Annotated in this window: 16 protein-coding genes; 6 read left to right on the forward strand and 10 right to left on the reverse strand. The window is 37.8% G+C overall.

The features are described from left to right. From nrfD to GO621_RS06365, 4 genes are all read right to left on the reverse strand, one after another. On the reverse strand, positions 1-1,473 hold the full coding sequence (gene nrfD, locus GO621_RS06350) for an NrfD/PsrC family molybdoenzyme membrane anchor subunit (protein ID WP_157565275.1): 1,473 nt from the start codon (positions 1,471-1,473) through the stop codon (positions 1-3). 26 nt (positions 1,474-1,499) lie between these two features. Then, on the reverse strand, positions 1,500-4,544 hold the full coding sequence (locus GO621_RS06355; RefSeq protein WP_157565277.1) for a TAT-variant-translocated molybdopterin oxidoreductase: 3,045 nt from the start codon (positions 4,542-4,544) through the stop codon (positions 1,500-1,502). A gap of 43 nt (positions 4,545-4,587) precedes the next feature. Then, positions 4,588-5,859 (reverse strand): cytochrome c3 family protein, encoded by a 1,272-nt coding sequence (locus GO621_RS06360; protein WP_157565278.1) that lies wholly within the window; start codon positions 5,857-5,859, stop codon positions 4,588-4,590. A 250-nt stretch (positions 5,860-6,109) separates the two neighbouring features. Continuing rightward, on the reverse strand, positions 6,110-7,090 hold the full coding sequence (locus tag GO621_RS06365; RefSeq protein ID WP_157565280.1) for a deoxyhypusine synthase family protein: 981 nt from the start codon (positions 7,088-7,090) through the stop codon (positions 6,110-6,112). A gap of 108 nt (positions 7,091-7,198) precedes the next feature. On the opposite strand from GO621_RS06365, the gene GO621_RS06370 reads away from it, so the two are divergent. Beyond that, a complete protein-coding gene (locus tag GO621_RS06370) occupies positions 7,199-8,317 on the forward strand; it encodes a BamA/TamA family outer membrane protein (RefSeq protein WP_157565282.1) in 1,119 nt (372 codons plus the stop codon). A 15-nt stretch (positions 8,318-8,332) separates the two neighbouring features. Here GO621_RS06370 and GO621_RS06375 read toward each other — a convergent pair whose 3' ends face one another. Further along, on the reverse strand, positions 8,333-9,118 hold the full coding sequence (locus tag GO621_RS06375) for an O-methyltransferase (RefSeq protein WP_157565284.1): 786 nt from the start codon (positions 9,116-9,118) through the stop codon (positions 8,333-8,335). Between the two features lie 55 nt (positions 9,119-9,173). Between GO621_RS06375 and GO621_RS06380 the strand changes: the two genes are divergently transcribed. Next, positions 9,174-10,049, forward strand: coding sequence for a transglutaminase-like domain-containing protein (locus tag GO621_RS06380; RefSeq protein ID WP_157565286.1), 876 nt, complete (start codon positions 9,174-9,176; stop codon positions 10,047-10,049). 151 nt (positions 10,050-10,200) lie between these two features. Here the strand turns inward: GO621_RS06380 and prfB are convergent. Then, positions 10,201-11,290, reverse strand: a protein-coding gene (gene prfB / locus GO621_RS06385) for a peptide chain release factor 2 (protein WP_198170154.1) whose coding sequence is annotated in 2 segments (ribosomal slippage) — positions 10,201-11,229 and positions 11,231-11,290 — 1,089 coding nt in all. Because the reading frame shifts where the segments join, the coding sequence is not laid out codon by codon here. Positions 11,291-11,438: 148 nt separating this feature from the next. On the opposite strand from prfB, the gene GO621_RS06390 reads away from it, so the two are divergent. From GO621_RS06390 to GO621_RS06405, 4 genes are all read left to right on the forward strand, one after another. Then, positions 11,439-12,680 carry an LVIVD repeat-containing protein gene (locus GO621_RS06390; protein ID WP_157565288.1) on the forward strand — a complete coding sequence of 414 codons (1,242 nt, stop codon included), beginning with the start codon at positions 11,439-11,441 and terminating at the stop codon, positions 12,678-12,680. 125 nt (positions 12,681-12,805) lie between these two features. Next, on the forward strand, positions 12,806-14,452 hold the full coding sequence (pgi, locus tag GO621_RS06395; RefSeq protein ID WP_157565290.1) for a glucose-6-phosphate isomerase: 1,647 nt from the start codon (positions 12,806-12,808) through the stop codon (positions 14,450-14,452). Positions 14,453-14,536: 84 nt separating this feature from the next. Further along, entirely contained in the window at positions 14,537-14,779 is a 243-nt protein-coding gene (locus GO621_RS06400) for a hypothetical protein (protein WP_157565292.1), read from the forward strand. Beyond that, positions 14,776-15,063, forward strand: a complete 288-nt coding sequence (locus tag GO621_RS06405) for a type II toxin-antitoxin system RelE/ParE family toxin (protein ID WP_157565293.1) — start codon at positions 14,776-14,778, stop codon at positions 15,061-15,063. The genes GO621_RS06400 and GO621_RS06405 overlap by 4 nt, the downstream gene beginning before the upstream one ends. Positions 15,064-15,248: 185 nt before the next feature. Here GO621_RS06405 and GO621_RS06410 read toward each other — a convergent pair whose 3' ends face one another. The 4 genes from GO621_RS06410 to GO621_RS06425 all read right to left on the reverse strand — a co-directional run bounded on the left by GO621_RS06410 (position 15,249) and on the right by GO621_RS06425 (position 17,473). Further along, a complete protein-coding gene (locus tag GO621_RS06410; RefSeq protein WP_157565295.1) occupies positions 15,249-15,587 on the reverse strand; it encodes a HepT-like ribonuclease domain-containing protein in 339 nt (112 codons plus the stop codon). Continuing rightward, complete coding sequence (locus GO621_RS06415; protein WP_157565297.1) at positions 15,584-15,886, reverse strand: nucleotidyltransferase family protein; 303 nt, start codon at positions 15,884-15,886, stop codon at positions 15,584-15,586. Before GO621_RS06415 ends, GO621_RS06410 begins: the two co-directional genes overlap by 4 nt. Positions 15,887-15,919: 33 nt before the next feature. Continuing rightward, the gene (locus GO621_RS06420) at positions 15,920-16,996 is read right to left on the reverse strand and encodes a glutaminyl-peptide cyclotransferase (RefSeq protein WP_157565299.1); all 1,077 of its coding nucleotides are present in this window, start codon (positions 16,994-16,996) and stop codon (positions 15,920-15,922) included. Positions 16,997-17,095: 99 nt separating this feature from the next. Beyond that, positions 17,096-17,473 (reverse strand): endonuclease domain-containing protein, encoded by a 378-nt coding sequence (locus GO621_RS06425; protein ID WP_157565300.1) that lies wholly within the window; start codon positions 17,471-17,473, stop codon positions 17,096-17,098. Between the last annotated feature and the right edge of the window lie 70 nt (positions 17,474-17,543).

Consider the following 17,543-nt stretch of genomic DNA (forward strand, 5'->3'; position numbering starts at 1 on the left):
TTAAGTATTTTGGTATTCAGCTTGTTCAATACTGTCATATTTTATTAAACTATCCTTGTAGTATTCTACCTGGGCAGTATCTATATTTCCATGTTTTAAAAGTTTCTTTTTCTCTTGTTCGCTGGAACTTTTTAAAAGTAATTTCACTTCTGCCATTGCTACAGATGGTAATACGCGTAAAAACAGTAAAAACATGGTAAAGAATAAGCCAATTGATCCAATAAAAACGCTTACATCTACCCATGTTGGATGAAACATAGCCCAGCTAGATGGAAGGAAATCCCGATGAAGTGATACTACAATGATTACAAAACGCTCAAACCACATACCGATATTTACAATGATAGATAAAGCCCATGATATGGCAATATTTGTCCTAACACTTTTAAACCACATTAATTGTGTCATTAGTACATTACACCCATACATCATACAGCCTGCCCACCAGTAAGGCCCTATAAATCTATTTAAGAAAGTATATTGCTCATATTCACCTCCAGAGTAATACGCAATAAAAAACTCTGTAAGATAGGCCACACCCACAATTGATCCTGTTGTTAGGATAATTTTGTTCATAGATTCAATATGAAACATAGTGATGTAATTCTCTAATCCTAACACCTTTCGGGTTACTAATAATAAAGTTTGAACCATAGCAAACCCCGAGAATATAGCCCCGGCAACGAAATAGGGTGGAAAAATAGTAGTATGCCAACCTGGTTCAAGGGAAGTTGCAAAGTCCATTGATACAATTGTATGTACTGAAAGTACTAATGGGGTTGCAACACCTGCAAGTACAAGGGACACTGCTTCAAATCGTTGCCATGTTTTAACTGAACCATTCCATCCAAATGACATTACAGAATAAATTTTACGTCGTATGCCAGTTGACCTGTCACGAATTGTTGCAATATCAGGCAATAAACCTGTGTACCAAAAAACTAAGGATACAGAGAAGTAAGTAGAGATAGCGAACACGTCCCAAACGAGTGGGGAATTAAAATTTACCCATAAAGAGCCATATTGATTAGGTAAAGGCAAAGTGTATAGTGCCATCCATGGACGCCCCATGTGAGAAACAACATAAGTTGCCGCACAGATAACGGCAAAAATGGTCATAGCCTCAGCAGAACGGTTGATTGAATTACGCCAATTTTGACGGAATAGTAAAAGTACAGCAGAAATCAACGTACCAGCGTGGCCAATACCTACCCACCAAACAAAGCCTGTAATATCCCAGGCCCAACCTACTGTTTTGTTTAAACCCCATGCACCAATGCCATACCAAAATGTATAACTAACTGCACATAACCACAGCAATGCTCCTAAAGACGCAACGCTAAAGCCAATCCACCAGGCTTTATTAGGCATATTTTCAACAGGAAACAGAATATCATTTGTTATTTTAGAATAAGTGATATTATCCCCTGTTATTAAAGGTTCCCTGATTATAGATTCGTGTTGAGATGACATACTACTTATGTTTCGTTAAGTTATAATTAAGCCAGAGTTTCATTAACATTTCTTACTTTAACCTGATAGCCAACTCCAGGCTGGGTGTTAAGTTCTTCCAATACGTAATAAGTACGCTCACTTTTTAATGCTTTAGAAACTACTGAGTCAGGATCATTAACATTTCCAAAAATAATGGCATTGGTTGGACAAGTTTGCTGACAAGCAGTTTTAACTTCCCCGTCTTTTAACGCCCGTTGGTCAATTTTTGCTTTAAGTTTTCCACCTTGAATACGTTGGATACACATAGTACATTTTTCCATTACCCCACGGAAACGAGTGGTAACATCGGGATTTAATACTAATTGTGTATGCTCGTTGTTAAGATAATTATCAAAACGGGAATCATTCCAGTAATTGAACCAATTGAACCTTCTAACCTTGTACGGACAGTTATTCGCGCAATAGCGTGTCCCTACACAACGGTTATATGCCATATGGTTTAACCCTTCTGATGAGTGAACAGTTGCAAGAACCGGACAAACGGTTTCACAAGGGGCATGATCACAATGCTGGCAAAGCATCGGCTGATGTATTACCGAAACATTATCCAAATCTTCCAGCTTATCGATTTCCCTTTCTTCAGTTACATTTTCATTGCCCTCTTTAAAACTGTAATAACGATCAATACGTATCCAGTGCATTTCCCGTCTGCGACGAACTTCATCCTTTCCAACTACCGGAATATTATTTTCTACATTACAGGCAACTATACAAGCTCCGCAACCTGTACAGGCATTTAAATCAATGGCCATTACCCAATTATATTCAGGGCGGTTATATTCTGGCCAAAGCGTATAGGTTTTATGTTCTGCTTCGTGACGGCCATTAGCTGACGAAGGATCTTTCAAATACTTATCAAAAGACGTTTCGCGGATAATATTCCGTCCTTCATAGGAATGATGCGTTTGTGTCTGAGCTAAAATATAGACATCACCTGTGGTAGAAATGGAAGCTGGTGCAGCGGTTTGAAAAGTGCCGTTTTTAAAAGTAAAGAAAGGAAAAGCATTTTTACCAACACCCGTCCCAACTTTTCCGCTTAATGTCCGTCCATATCCTAACGCAACAGAAATAGTTCCCTGAGCTTGGCCTGGTTGTAATAAAACAGGCAATTCTACTGTATGGCTTCCGGAAGAAACTTTTAATACATCACCTTCTTTTATGCCTAATTTTTCTGCAAATTTTGGTGCAATAGCAACAAAATTATCCCAGGTAACTTTAGAAACAGGCTCCGGAAGTTCCTGCAACCATGGGTTGTTCGCTTTTCTGCCATCTCCCATGTTAACAGTTTCATAAACTAGCAACTCTACTGCATTTGCACCGCTTGCTGTTAACTGGTTACTGCGGTTGATAATATTTTGTGCAATAACATTTAAATCTTTATTAAACGTATAAGCAGTTACTGGCGCTCCTGCTGTTTTTACCACACCATTTTGTAAGAGTGTTTCCCAGCCTGCTTGTCCCGTAAGGCCAACTTGTGGAAGTATATTTGTTTCCCAGTTATTTTTTACAAATGAATAATAATCTTTAACTGGATTATCAGTCCAAATCAATAAACTTTGTTCTGCCTGGCGGGTATTATAAACGGGATTGATAGTTGGTTGAACAATGGTATAATAACCAGCAAAGATATTATCATCGCCCCAAGTTTCTAAGTAATGATTTTTAGCCGCTATAATGTCACATAACGAAGATGTTTCATCATTTCGATCAGAAAAAGAAACTTTTAAAGGTACTTTAGCTAATGCTTGGGTAAAATCTTTGGCATTAAAGTAATTATAAGCCGGGTTTGCATCCATAAAGAATACAGCACCAACTTCACCACGTTTCATTTCATTGATAAACTCAACAAATTCGGCATCATTACCAGCATATTGATAAGATGGGTTATCAAGGTCTATAGTAGTTCCATAACTTCCAAGCAAAGAGTTAATGGCATTAACCAAAACCTGCATAGCTACATCATTGCAACCGCATACAACTAACGATCTGCCTTTTGCTGCCAACAACTCTTTTGCAACTAAAGTTATAGCAGTATCCGCTGCTTTATTACTTAATTGTTTTGAGCCAGGAAGTGTAGTACCAGAAATTGCATTGTATAAATTAATTATTGCAAGGCCTTCTTCTGATGGTTTAATCTGGATACGGGTATCTGCATTTGTTCCTGTCATAGTCATGCCAGCTTCGAACTGCACATGTCGCGACATTTTTTTATTTTGTAACGATGTATTGTTTCTATTGCTAACCCACTGGCGCATATACTCAACAGGAGAAATCCATGTTCCCAGGAAATCAGCACCAAAACTTACAATTACATCTGCTTTTTCGAAATGATAATGTGGCAAAACAGCTTTTCCGAAACTGTTTTGATTCGCCTGAATGATACCTGTGTAAGAGATAGCATCATAATTGATTTGTTTTGTTGTTGGAAATTTAGCAGTAAACGCAGCAATAACCGCTTTAGTAGAAGGACTGTGAACTGTAGAAGAAACAATTCGTATTTTTTTACCGCTTGCAGCTACAGTAGCTAATTCTCTTTTGATAAAGCCATCAACTGCGTCCCAGCTTGATTCATCTTTTTGTAATACCGGATTTTGCAACCTGGTTACATCATACAAATCTAAAACAGAAGCCTGGCCTTGCGCACTTAAACTGCCACCGCCAATCAGGTCTTCTGGGTTTCCTTCAATTTTAATTGGACGGCCTTCTCTCGTTTTTACCAGAATGCCCTGGCCATTATAACTTGAAGTATAAAAATTTGCAACACCAGGAGTAACTTCCTCCGGTTTAATTAAATAAGGAATTGATTTATGTACCGGAACTTTTTGGCAGGCAGCTAAAGTTACTGCCCCAACTCCAAATCCCAATGCTTTTAAGAAATCACGCCGCGGGGTTTTGGCAGATAAACCTGCTCCGCTTAAAACTTCTTCTATTGGAAGTGGTTCAGCAAACTCGCTTTTGTTCATCTCCATGAACTCAGGGGAATTATTCAACTCCTCTAAACCTTTCCAGTATTTTTTATTGCTTTCCATTTAAGCTTTGTAAACTATAATTGTAAATGCTTTTTGTTAAAAATTAATAATGACACTTGCCACACTCAATACCGCCTAATGATGCTTCTGTAACTCTTTCGCCACGTTTAATACGATCATGAACATCAGTCATGCGGTCATAGTAGGCATTACCTTTAAAGTTAACTTCTGTACGTTTATGGCACTGGATACACCATTTCATGGTTAAAGGGGAATATTGATAAACTTCCTGCATTTCCTGGATCGGGCCATGGCAAGCCTGGCATTTAATTCCGCCTACTTTAACGTGCTGGGAGTGGTTGAAATAAGCAAAGTCTGGCAGGTTATGAATACGGACCCATTGAATTGGCTTTGCTTTCGTACTGTCGTATTTTTGTGTTTGCGGATCGTAACCTAAAGCATTATAGATTTTTTGTATCTCGGGAGACTCTGTTTTAACTACTTTATGGCAGTTCATGCAAACATTTAAAGAAGGAATAGAAGCATTCTTAGATTTATAGGCACCTGAATGGCAATACTGGCAATCTATTTTCATTGCGCCCGCATGCAACTGGTGGGAATATTTGATTGGCTGCACCGGTTGATAGCCTTGGTGCACGTTAGTATTCCAAAGTGTTACCCAAGTCCAGCTTCCTAATCCAACTACCAAACAAAGCACTACAAAAAATACAAACTTTTTATTTTTAGCTAATATTTTAACTGTTGCTAAACGGTCAACCGCTGGTTTTTCTTCTTCTTCTGTATCTTCCGGAAGAATACCTTGTTTTTGCAAAAGCAACCTTTCCAAAGTACCAATTACCCTGTTTAAAACAAGAATAATCAGGAAGGCAATAACAATTACACCAATTAAACCAAGCAGCATTACATTGCTTGGGCCAGAATCAGCAACTGCACCAGAACCATCACCTGTAGGGGTAGCTTTAGCTGCTTGTACTTTTTTCCACTGATCTTTTACATATCCCAAAATGTCTTTTACATCCTGATCGCTCAGGTTTGTAAATACACTCATTTGAGATTGGTTGTATTCGTTATAAATAGTAAGCGCCTTCGGATTTTTTGCAGCAATTAACGCTTGGTTATTCTGGATCCATTTGATCAAATAAGCTTCATCAGGTTCTGAAGTAATGGTTGGGCCTAAAGCAGGGCCAGTCATGCGGATATCAATTTTATGGCATGAACCGCAATTGCTGCTTTTAAACAGCGCCTCTCCTTTTGCCGGGTCCTGGGCATGGGCAGTGGTGCCAAAAGCAACAAAAGCTGCAACAATGAACAGTAACCTTGAAATCTGCTTTAAAAGCAATGAGACATTTCTCATAGGGTGTATATATGCTTTAATAGTTATTGAAGAACCGAAATTGTTGAAACAACCTGTATTTACCACAATTCCAGTTCACAAAAGTATAATTTATAAAAGTACCAGTGACAATTTGATGACTGTTAAAACCAATTTATATCCATTCTAAATAAAGCGGAAAAACGGTCTTTTTTATACAGTTTAAGCATATTTTAACAGATTATGTTTTAACTCATGCTTCTTTTATGGCATAAAAATTTGATTATATAAATTATTGTTTTAAAATCCAGGCAAATATTAACGGAACTACAATAGTTGCATCAGATTCTACAATAAACTTAGGTGTATGTATATCTAATTTGCCCCAGGTTATTTTTTCGTTAGGAACGGCGCCAGAATATGAACCATAAGAAGTAGTAGAATCAGAAACCTGGCAGAAATAACTCCAGAAAGGGATTTTATCCATTTCCAAATCCTGGTAAAGCATCGGCACAACACAAATCGGAAAATCGCCTGCAATACCGCCGCCAATCTGGAAAAAGCCTATTCCTTTACCACCAGAATTTTTGATATACCAATCCGCCAGCCAAGCCATGTATTCAATCCCGCTTTTCATGGTGCTTGCTTTGATCTCGTTTTTGATGACGTAAGAAGCAAAGATATTCCCCATGGTTGAATCTTCCCATCCCGGAACTACAATCGGCAGGTTTTTCTCAGCAGCAGCCAACATCCATGAATTTACCGGATCGATTTCATAATACTGCTCCAGCTCTCCGCTTAATAAAATTTTGTACATGTATTCATGCGGAAAATAACGCTCGCCACTGGTGTCGGCATCTTTCCAGATTTTATAAATATGTTTTTGCAAACGGCGGAAAGCTTCTTCTTCAGGAATACAAGTATCAGTAACGCGGTTGTAATGGTTTTCTAACAAATCCCATTCGTCCTGCGGACTTAAATCACGGTAATTAGGCACGCGTTTGTAATGAGAATGTGCAACCAGGTTCATAATATCTTCTTCCAGGTTTGCCCCGGTACAGGAAATAATAGCAATTTTATCCTGGCGGATCATTTCTGCCAAAGAAATTCCAAGTTCTGCCGTACTCATTGCCCCGGCTATGGTTACCATCATTTTGCCGCCTTCCAGCAAATGCGTTTCGTAACCTTTTGCTGCATCTACCATAGCTGCGGCGTTAAAATGGAGGTATTGTTTTTCTATGAATTGAGATATTGGCCCTCGTTCTGTACTCATTGTGTTATCTTAAATTTTTGCAAATATACATTTGAACGAACGGAATTTCATCCTTAAATATAATCAGCCCGTAGAAGCGGCAGATATTTTATCTTCGCATCAAATTTCATGAAACGAATACTGTTTTTACTGCCCTTTTTTTTGTGTGCCCAATTTTCATTTGCACAATCCCGGTTTATACGAAAGCTCTTTTTAGAAAAAGACAGCAGTAAAAGAAGCAGTTTGCTGCCTTTGCCGCTCGTAGCTTATGCACAGGAAACCGGACTGGAAATTGGTTTTGCCGCTTTATATTCTTTTTATGCTGATACTTCAAACCACAACACCAAAGTTTCAAACCTGTATTTTCCTGTTTCTTATACTTTTAAAAACCAAAGCCGCATCAGCTTAAAAACGGATTATTGGCTGTCGGGAAATACCTACCATTTAACCGGCGATATTGGCTACTCCAACTTTCCTTTTAATTTTTACGGAATTGGGAACAATACCAGTGCTGCGAATAAAGATTTATTGGTACAAAAACGTTTCCACCTGATTGCCGGAGCAGAAAAAGCTGTTTTTAACCATGTTTTTTTAGGGTTGAATTTGGATTACGAGCAGGATGCTTTTAAAGATGAACAGCCGGGAGGTATTTTTTCTACCACCGCTATTCCTGGCAAACAAGGCGGCGGAAATTTATTTTACGGGCCAAGTTTAATTTTTGATAACCGAAACACCAATACTTACACTTTAAACGGATTGTATGTAAATGTTAACGGCGGATTGATCAGCAAGATTAACCGTTCCAATTACAATGGTGGCTATTTCAATTTTGATTTCCGTCAGTTTAATTCGTTAACAAAAAAACTGGTTTTAGCTTTTAACGGAAGTTACGAGTTTACAACCGGCAGCAATACGCCTTTTTATTTGCTGCAAACGCTGGGAAACGACCAGTTGATGCGTGGTTATTACGGCGGACGTTTTCGGGATAGAAATATTTTAGCATTACAATCAGAATTGCGTTACCGATTAAGCGACCGCATAGCAATGGTTGTCTTTGGAGGAACAGGAACTGTTTACAATACAAGCTTCAGCTTTAATGATTTGAAACCGAATTACGGTGGCGGTTTGCGTTACTTTTTTGATGTAGAAAAAGGGATCAGCATTCGTGCCGATTATGGCGTTGGCGAAAAACCGGCAGGCGAAAAACGACAATCAGGTTTTTATTTAAGTTTGGGCGAAGCTTTTTAGGTGGTAAAAGAAGCATCAAAACTTCACCTTAAAATCTTCCTTTACCTGATCTTTTTTAAAGAACACCAATCCGATCCAAAACAGATCAACCGTTACCGTAACTTGTGGATGTTGTTTAATTTTTTTCCAGGCAGCTTTCATGCCTTCGCTCCAATAAATATCATCAAAAACAATAACGGTTTTATCGTAAGCTTTTGGCAAAATCCAATCGAAATATCTTAAAGTAGCTTCTTCGGTATGGTTGCCGTCAATAAAAACAAAAGCTGTTTGCTGTACTTTTTCCAGCACTTCCGGTAAAACACTATCAAAGTTCCCAACTAATAAACTGATATTCTTTGCATCCAAAATTTCAAAATTTTTAGCAGCTACAGCTGCAATTTCCTGGCAACCTTCAATCGTTGTTAATTGTGCTGAAGGATTTGCCTGATGCAGATACAAGGAAGTTATACCGAGGCAGGTTCCCAGCTCAATCAAATTTGGGGGTTGAAGATGGGCAACCAATCGAAAGATCAGTTGCGCCAGCCGCTGTGGTTTTAAAGCATTTTTGGCGATGGTGCGTACTTCTTTTACCACATCTTTATTGATGTGCGAACCGGCACCTAAATCAACAACCTTAACTTTGGCTTTGCTTTGCAACAATTGCTGCCTGATCTGTTCTATTGACAGGTATTCGGTTTTGGCACTAAAATCGTATATTACATTATCAATAAGTTCATACACAAAGGGAGAATGCACGCCATGCCTGCTCTTTGCGGTAAAGTAATGTTTAAGGTAATCGCTGGCAAATCTCCAGTTGAACATACGCCAAAGATAATTTATATTTGAAATAATTGTTGTTTTTAACCGGTTTCGTTTTATGATCAATCCATCTGAAATAGCCTCTTTAGTAAAACTCCTGGACGATCCGGACCAGGAAATATTTAATCATGTGCACGAAAAGTTGTTTTCTTATGGTGCAGAAGTGGTCAGTCATTTAGAAGCTGCGTGGGAAAGTGCTTTCGATCCGGTTTTACAGGAACGTATTGCCGGATTAGTACACGAAATACAGTTTTCCAGCCTGAAAAACGATTTAAAACTTTGGTGCCAGAGCGGCTCTTTTGATCTGTTGCGCGGCGCGCTTATTATGAACAAATACCAATACCCAGATTTAGACGAGCAAAAAGTTATTAATGAAATTGAAGCGATTAAGCGTGATATCTGGCTGCAAATGCTCTACGAATCAAGTGCAGTAGAAAAAATTAAGCTAATGAACCATGTCTTTTATAACATTTATGGTTTTAGCGGTAACACAGCCAATCATCAGGATCCGCAGAATTCGTATCTCAGCCAGGTAATGGAAATGAAGAAGGGAAACCAGATTTCGCTGGCAGTAATTTATTCTGTAATTGCGCAAAAGCTGGACATTCCGGTTTTTGGTGTGAATTTGCCGCAGCATTTTATTTTGGCTTATGTAGATGAAAGTATACAGCCAGAAGTAGAAAACGGCATTTTATTCTACATCAACACGTTTAACAAAGGCTTCATTTTCGGGAAACGCGATGTAGATATGTTTTTAAAACAACTCAACCTGAAACCTGAAAAACAGTATTACGAACCTTGCAGTAACCTGGATATTATTAAACGCATTATCAGAAATTTAATCAGTTCTTATGAAAATTCCGGTTTGACTGAAAAGGTAGAAGAGTTAACGGAATTGCTGATGATTGTGAGTGAAGAGCATCCGCATTCTTAAGGAAGGTTTGAAGGCGAAAGGATAAAGGTTTAAAAGTAAAAGCAATACTGTTTTTATCACCTAAATTTTAGTGTGGTAAAAACAGCATGTTTATACAGAAAAATATAAACAATAAAGGCAACCTTTTACCTTCTTACCTTTTACCTCTAACCTAATTATTCCCGCCAAATTCCATCAAAAAAGCTTTCAAAAATTCATCCAGATCGCCATCCAAAACACCTTGCGCATTAGAAGTTTCGTGTCCGGTGCGCACATCTTTTACTAATTTATAAGGATGCAAAACGTAGTTTCTGATTTGTGAACCCCATTCAATTTTCATTTTTGCACCTTCAATCGCGTTGGTAATTTCCATCCTTTTGCGCAATTCCGCCTCGTACAATTGCGATTTTAATAAACGAATTGCATTTTCTTTATTCTGCAACTGTGAGCGTGATTCCTGGTTTTTAATGATGATGCCCGAAGGTTTGTGATACAACCTAACTGCCGTTTCCACCTTGTTCACGTTCTGGCCGCCAGCACCACCGGAGCGAAAAGTTTCAAACTCAATATCAGCCGGGTTTACATCAATTTCAATCGTATCATCCACCAGCGGATAAACATAAACCGATGCAAAAGAAGTATGGCGCTTGGCATTACTATCAAACGGAGAAATACGCACCAAACGATGCACGCCGTTTTCGCCTTTTAAATAACCGTAAGCAAAATCTCCTTCTATTTGCAGCGTAACTGTTTTTACACCAGCAACTTCACCTTCCTGAAAATCCTGTTCACTTACTTTATAACCATGTTTTTGCGCCCACATCACGTACATCCGCATCAGCATACTTGCCCAGTCGCAGCTTTCTGTTCCGCCTGCTCCCGCTGTAATTTGTAAAACCGCATTCAACTGATCTTCATCCGCAGAAAGCATGTTTTTAAATTCCAGGTCTTCCAGTAATTTTAACGTGGTTTGATATTGTTCGTCGGCTTCCTCATCTGTAAAATCGCCGGATTGGTTCATTTCATACATTACCACAGTATCATCTACCGCAGTTTCTACAGCTTTAAAAGCATCCGTCCATGTTTTTTTACTTTTCATGGAAGCCAGCACTTTTTCTGCTTTTTTAGGATCGTCCCAAAAATCGGGAGCCATCGTTAGGTCTTCTTCTTCTTTTAAGCGATATAATTTCGTATCGACGTCAAAGATGCCTCCTCAGGGAAGTTACTCGATCCCTCAAGTCTTGAACTTGTTCTTTTGTCATGCCGCAAAGATAGAAATTTGAATTTGGCGGAAGCAATCAGCAAAACACCAATTTTTAGGCGGTAAAAACAGCATTAAAATTTTCCTGATTGGTTGTAGCACACCAACAGTTTGCTTCGTATTGTTAATTATAAACTTAAAAAATTACCATGATGAAACAACCGATACTCTTTTTATCGATACTTTTTTTAACAGGCATTTCTTTGCTTGCTTCCTGTTCAAAAGATAATAACTTAGAACATTACACCTATTACAAACCGGTTTTTAAAAGCAAGGCCGAGGTAAGGGCAAATATTAAAAGCGGGCCGGTTAGAAACGTGGTGGAAGCCGGAAAGATTTTTATCCGCGACAATTATCTGTTTTTGGTGGATGTAAACAGAGGTGTGCATGTTGTTGATGTTACTAACGTGGATCAGCCGCGCAAAGTTGCTTTTATCCTGATTCCTGGCTGTGCCGATATTGCGGTAAGAGGTAATTTTTTATATGCGGATTGTGATAAAGATTTGGTTACGATAGATATCAGCAACCCAACTTCCGCCAGTTTAAAAAAGGTGATCCCGAATATCTTTCCCGAAAAATTTTACTATAACTATTACAACGGCTATTCTGCTGATACTACAAAAATGGTTGCCGACTGGATTCGGGTTGATACTGCTTATGTTAAAAATATAAACCCGCAACCTAATGTGTTATATGCAGCCAGCAGTCCTTCCAATGCTGCAACAACTACCAACGGAACCGGCGGCTCTATGTCCCGGTTTGGTTTACTGAATGATCGTATGTATGCAGTCAGCAATTACGACCTAAAAGTTTTTAATATGGCTGATGCTTCCAATCCGGTTTTTGTTAAAAATACAATTTTGAACCAGGGAAGTATTGAAACTATATTTCCTTACGGCAATAATCTGTTTATTGGTTCTCAAAGCGGCATGTTTATTTACGATACGGCAAATCCTGATAATCCGGTTAAATTATCACAATTTACACATGCAAGAAGCTGTGATCCGGTTATTGCAGATAACAATACAGCTTACGTTACTTTACATGCCGGAACGACTTGCGGCGGCTATTCCAACCAGTTAGATGTACTTGATATAACTTCCTTAACCAATCCTGTTTTTATTAAAACTTATGCTTTAACCAGTCCGAGAGGTTTATCAAAAGATAAAAACCTGCTACTAATTTGCGATGGCACAGCAGGCTTAAAAATTTTTGACGCAGCAAATGCCAGCGATATTTGGTTAATAAAGCAACTTCCGAATATGGATGCGCAAGATGTAATTACTTATAAAGGCACAGCAATTGTTACCACCACCAAAGGTTTATATTTTGTAGATTACCGTGATCCGGTTAATGCAAAAGTTACCGGTGTTATTCCGGTTAGTAAATAACCTTAAATGCTTCTTTTATCACCCTAAAATATACAATATGTAATCTTGTGGTTTAATCAAAACTATTGAGAACAATTTAAGCAACTGTTCTCTTTTAATATTAGTTTTGAATTAAAACCCTAATCATGTTACCGAAAATAAATTTTACCGAAACAGAAGCATTTCGCTATCTCTCCGATTACTTTCCAACCATGGCAGAACAACAGATGAAAGATTTGTTTGCTGCCGACCCAGACCGTTTTAAAAAATTCTCCATCACGTTTGAAGACATTTTGTTTGATTTCTCCAAAAACCGCATTGATGATAAAACGATGGCGCTTTTAACTCAATTGGCCAAAGAATGTAAGCTAAAGGAAGCAATCGAAGCAATGTTTTCGGGCGAGAAAATTAATGAAACTGAAGGCCGCGCCGTTTTGCATACTGCATTAAGAAACGTAAGCAATAAACCACTAACTGTTGATGGTGAGAATATTACAGAAGAGGTAAACAAAGTTTTAAAGCAGATGGAAACTTTTTCTAACTCTGTTATTTCCGGCGAATGGAAAGGTTACAAGGGCGATGAAATTACAGATGTTGTAAATATTGGAATCGGCGGATCGGATTTAGGTCCGGTGATGGTTACCGAAGCTTTAAAATCCTACAAAACTCGTTTAAACCTGCACTTTGTTTCTAATGTTGACGGAACGCACATTGAAGAAACTTTAAAGACTTTAAATCCGGCAACAACGCTGTTTTTAGTGGCTTCCAAAACTTTTACCACACAGGAAACCATGACAAACGCGCACACTGCACGCGATTGGTTTATTAAAAGCGGTGGGAAAGATGAAGATGTTGCCAAGCATTTTGCGGCGCTATCAACCAATGCTAAAGCAGTGGAAGCTTTTGGCATCGATACTAAAAATATGTTTGTTTTTTGGGATTGGGTTGGCGGAAGATATTCTTTATGGAGTGCAATTGGTCTTTCTATCGCTTTAAGCATTGGTTTTGATAACTTTAAAGAACTGCTAACGGGCGCACATGCAGCGGATGAGCATTTCAGGACTACTGATTTCGAACAAAATATTTCTGTTATGTTAGGCGTTCTTGGTATTTGGTACAATAACTTTTTCGGATCAGAAACAGAAGCTATTCTACCTTACGATCAATACCTGCACCGTTTTGCTGCTTATTTTCAGCAGGGCGATATGGAAAGCAACGGTAAACATGTGGACCGGAACGGTAATGAAGTGGATTACTCTACCGGGCCAATTATCTGGGGCGAACCCGGCACAAACGGGCAACATGCTTTCTACCAGTTAATTCATCAAGGAACCAAATTAATTCCTTGCGATTTTATTGCGCCTGCACAAAGTCATAACCCAACTGGCGAGCATCATCCAATCTTGTTATCCAACTTCTTTGCACAAACCGAAGCGTTGATGAACGGCAAAACCGAAGAAGAAGTAACCGCAGAATTAAAAGCTTCCGGCAAAACCGCAGAAGAGATTGAAAAACTAGCGTCTTTTAAAGTTTTTGAGGGCAACCGGCCAACCAATTCTATTTTGCTTAAAAAGATCACGCCGCGCTCTTTAGGCAGCCTGATCGCTTTTTACGAACATAAAATATTTGTACAAGGCATTATCTGGAACATTTTCAGTTTCGACCAATGGGGCGTAGAATTAGGCAAACAATTAGCCGTAAAAATTCAGAAAGAATTAAAAGGTGATGAAACAGTTTCTGATCATGATTCTTCTACTAATGGTTTGATTAATCAGTATAAGGATTGGCGGTAAAGAATTTAGGCGGTAAAAGAAGCATCTGTAAATTGCAGATGCTTCTTTAAATTTATAATTTTAACTTGATTAAAAGTTACAATAATGGCATTACAATTTATTCATGATATAAAAGGTAACACAACTGGTGTATTTATTCCGATTGAGGAATGGCAGGATTTAAAAACAAAATATACTGATTTACAAAAGGAAGAAGCTGAAAATACAGCAGAGCTTGCACCTTGGCAAAAACAAGTTATCGATGACAGGTTAAATGATTACTATAACAATCAGGAGGATGTAAGCGATTTTGATAAAACTTTGGATGATGTTGAAAAAAACCTATGAGTTATACTTTTGTAAACAGGCCTGCTGTTAGTCTTGATATTATTAGCGCAGTTAACTATTATAAAAGTATTAATCCACAACTTGCAAAACAGTTTTTATTTCGCATTCGTGAAGCCAAAACTTACATCGTTAAATTTCCATTTGGCTTTCCAATAAAATACAAAGAAGTTAGAACGCTATTGCCAAAACAGTTTCATTATTTTATTCATGAGGACAAAAAGCAAATTATAGTTCTTACCATTATCCATGCTTATAAAAACCCTGCTGATTATTCTGGAAGATAGCAACAGGCGAGGACTCTAATTATACTTCTTTTACACCCCTTTTTTCACAAACTTAAACTGAACTATATAAAGTCTAATATATTTTTTCAATTAAAATAGTTTTCCCTCAATAGGTTACAGTTAAAAATACTTAAGATTCCAAAAGTTAATTGTAAATTTCTAATGGACTTTATATAATTTCAATTCTATTTTTCCTCCAACAACTTTTTAACTTCTGCTTGTAATACGGGAAGATGATTTACAACAACATTCCAAATCACGATATCATTCACATTATCATAAGCATGAATTACTTTGTTGCGAAGATCAACAATCATTCTTGCATAAGAAATCTCAACAGAAGGATTAATTTTCAATAATTTATTTACAGCTTCTCCAATAATTTCGAGTTCTCGTTCTACAGCACGCCGTTTGGTTTTACTGGCTTTATATTCTGTAAATATTCGTTTTCCTTCCAAATGTTCGTCAATGGATATTATTGCTTGTAAAACGTCAGCAAGCAACTTCTTCTCCTGAAGGTTCATAAAACAAGCAGCTTGTTACTATCAATACTTTCAATCAAATATGGATTGTTTAGTGTCTCTTCTGCAACCAATTCTACTTGTAATTTCAATAAATCCTGCAATGCATATAAGAGTTTGAAATAGTTATTTCCGTAAGTTTGAAAATCCATATTAGGAGAAAAACGGATTAAAAAATCTACATCACTATCAGCCTTCATTTTACCAGATGCAGCACTGCCAAAAAGATAAGCTTGTTCTACGCCATAAGTGCGCATCAGCTTTTGTATTTCGGGAAGGTTATTTTTAATCAAAGGTTGCATACTACCTAATAGATTTTATTTCAAATACTTCTTTTACACACCTTTTTTCATAAACTTCACCTGGAATAATTTGCCCCATTTTTTACCGGTTACAAAAATGCGGTTGGTAGCGGCATCATAAGCAATACCGTTTAAAACATCATTTCCCGGATCTGTATTGGCTGGCCTTTGTTCCATCGGATAAATATTTTTCATATCTATCCGTTGCATTACAGCACCGGTTTTAGGGTTTATGGCCAGAATGGTATCTTTGGTATAAACATTGGCATAAATTTTACCGTCGATGTATTCCAGTTCGTTCAGGTTATCGATCTGGCCTTTATCGTCATAAACATCAATGGAACCCGTTAAAGTGTATTTATTTTTATCCAGGAAATAAATTCGGTTAGAACCATCTGTATTTAAAATCCGTTTTCCATCAAAACATAATCCCCAGCCTTCACGACCAACGGTGTAAGAAAAAGTGGAGAGCTGTTTAAAGGTTTTTGCATCATAAACAAAGCCTATTTGTTCTTTGTAAGTTAACTGGATAATTTTATCGCTTATCATGGTGATGCCTTCGCCAAAATACAAGGGATTAAGTTTTACAGACTGTAACACCCTGCCTGTAGCTACGTCAACTTTTCTCAGGCTGGAATGGCCATAATCGCCCCCACTTTCATAAAAAAAGCCGTTATGATATTCCAGTCCTTCAGTATAACAAGCCGTATCATGCGGAAATACTTTTTCTACCTGGTAAGTCAGTTCTTCCGGTGCTTTAGCCGCTAACAAAACAATGTTGGTACTTACCGGCGTACCGCTTTTTCCCTGGTAAACAGTTGCCGTTATTTGTTTGATGCCTAAAGGAAGTGTATCCGTTTTTAAGGTAAAAGCTGATAAATCTTTTTTAGCACCTAAACGATTGTTATCTAACTGATAAACCACCGAATCTACCTGGTAACCTTGCGGCGCATTGATTTGAAGCAGTACATCTTTTCCTGCAGAAACATTGCTGCCAGCTTCTAAATTGATGGATAAAGAAGCATTATCTTCCTGGTTATTGGTTTTGTTGCGGCAAGCGTACAAACTTAAAACGGTGCAAAAACTTAAAAGAATTATTTTTTTATTCATTGTTATATTTTATTCTAAATTATTCTGCGTTAATAAACGCCAGAAAAGTAGTACGCTATGCTTCCCCTCTTGAGAGGGGTTAGGGGTGTGTTCTTCTCTTTATTTATCAACTTCATTAAAAGCTGCAATATAAGCTTCCAATGTTCTTAAAATGTTAAACATATCGGTTTTTACTTCGTACTCGGTAAAACGTAAAACATTTAGTTTATAATTTGTTAACTCTTGAGTTCTGTTTAAATCTTTATCTGTAATTTCTTCATGATATCTTCCGTCAATTTCAATTACCAGATTTAACTCCGCACAGTAAAAATCTACAATATAATTTAATAAAGGTTTTTGGCGATGAAAATCATATCCGTAAAACTGCTTTGCTTTTAATTCCTGCCAAAGCTTAATTTCTCCTGGTGTGCTGTTGTTGCGGAGGTCTCGGGAAAGTTGTTTTAGTTTTGGATTGTAGGGAATGATTTTTCTTGGCATAAATCAACTTTAAAAAAGGACACACCCCTAACCCCTCTCAAGAGGGGAAATCGCTCACAGATACAGCAAA

This window comes from Mucilaginibacter arboris, assembly GCF_009754915.1.
Taxonomy (GTDB): Bacteria; Bacteroidota; Bacteroidia; order Sphingobacteriales; family Sphingobacteriaceae; genus Mucilaginibacter_A; species Mucilaginibacter_A arboris.

What these genes read in the sequence shown, in the direction of transcription:
- nrfD (WP_157565275.1), bottom strand. Translation starts at nt 1,473, where the DNA reads ATGTCATCTCAACACGAATCTATAATCAGGGAACCTTTAATAACAGGG.
- GO621_RS06355 (WP_157565277.1), bottom strand. Translation starts at nt 4,544, where the DNA reads ATGGAAAGCAATAAAAAATACTGGAAAGGTTTAGAGGAGTTGAATAAT.
- GO621_RS06360 (WP_157565278.1), bottom strand. Translation starts at nt 5,859, where the DNA reads ATGAGAAATGTCTCATTGCTTTTAAAGCAGATTTCAAGGTTACTGTTC.
- GO621_RS06365 (WP_157565280.1), bottom strand. Translation starts at nt 7,090, where the DNA reads ATGAGTACAGAACGAGGGCCAATATCTCAATTCATAGAAAAACAATAC.
- GO621_RS06370 (WP_157565282.1), top strand. Translation starts at nt 7,199, where the DNA reads ATGAAACGAATACTGTTTTTACTGCCCTTTTTTTTGTGTGCCCAATTT.
- GO621_RS06375 (WP_157565284.1), bottom strand. Translation starts at nt 9,118, where the DNA reads ATGTTCAACTGGAGATTTGCCAGCGATTACCTTAAACATTACTTTACC.
- GO621_RS06380 (WP_157565286.1), top strand. Translation starts at nt 9,174, where the DNA reads ATGATCAATCCATCTGAAATAGCCTCTTTAGTAAAACTCCTGGACGAT.
- GO621_RS06390 (WP_157565288.1), top strand. Translation starts at nt 11,439, where the DNA reads ATGATGAAACAACCGATACTCTTTTTATCGATACTTTTTTTAACAGGC.
- pgi (WP_157565290.1), top strand. Translation starts at nt 12,806, where the DNA reads ATGTTACCGAAAATAAATTTTACCGAAACAGAAGCATTTCGCTATCTC.
- GO621_RS06400 (WP_157565292.1), top strand. Translation starts at nt 14,537, where the DNA reads ATGGCATTACAATTTATTCATGATATAAAAGGTAACACAACTGGTGTA.
- GO621_RS06405 (WP_157565293.1), top strand. Translation starts at nt 14,776, where the DNA reads ATGAGTTATACTTTTGTAAACAGGCCTGCTGTTAGTCTTGATATTATT.
- GO621_RS06410 (WP_157565295.1), bottom strand. Translation starts at nt 15,587, where the DNA reads ATGAACCTTCAGGAGAAGAAGTTGCTTGCTGACGTTTTACAAGCAATA.
- GO621_RS06415 (WP_157565297.1), bottom strand. Translation starts at nt 15,886, where the DNA reads ATGCAACCTTTGATTAAAAATAACCTTCCCGAAATACAAAAGCTGATG.
- GO621_RS06420 (WP_157565299.1), bottom strand. Translation starts at nt 16,996, where the DNA reads ATGAATAAAAAAATAATTCTTTTAAGTTTTTGCACCGTTTTAAGTTTG.
- GO621_RS06425 (WP_157565300.1), bottom strand. Translation starts at nt 17,473, where the DNA reads ATGCCAAGAAAAATCATTCCCTACAATCCAAAACTAAAACAACTTTCC.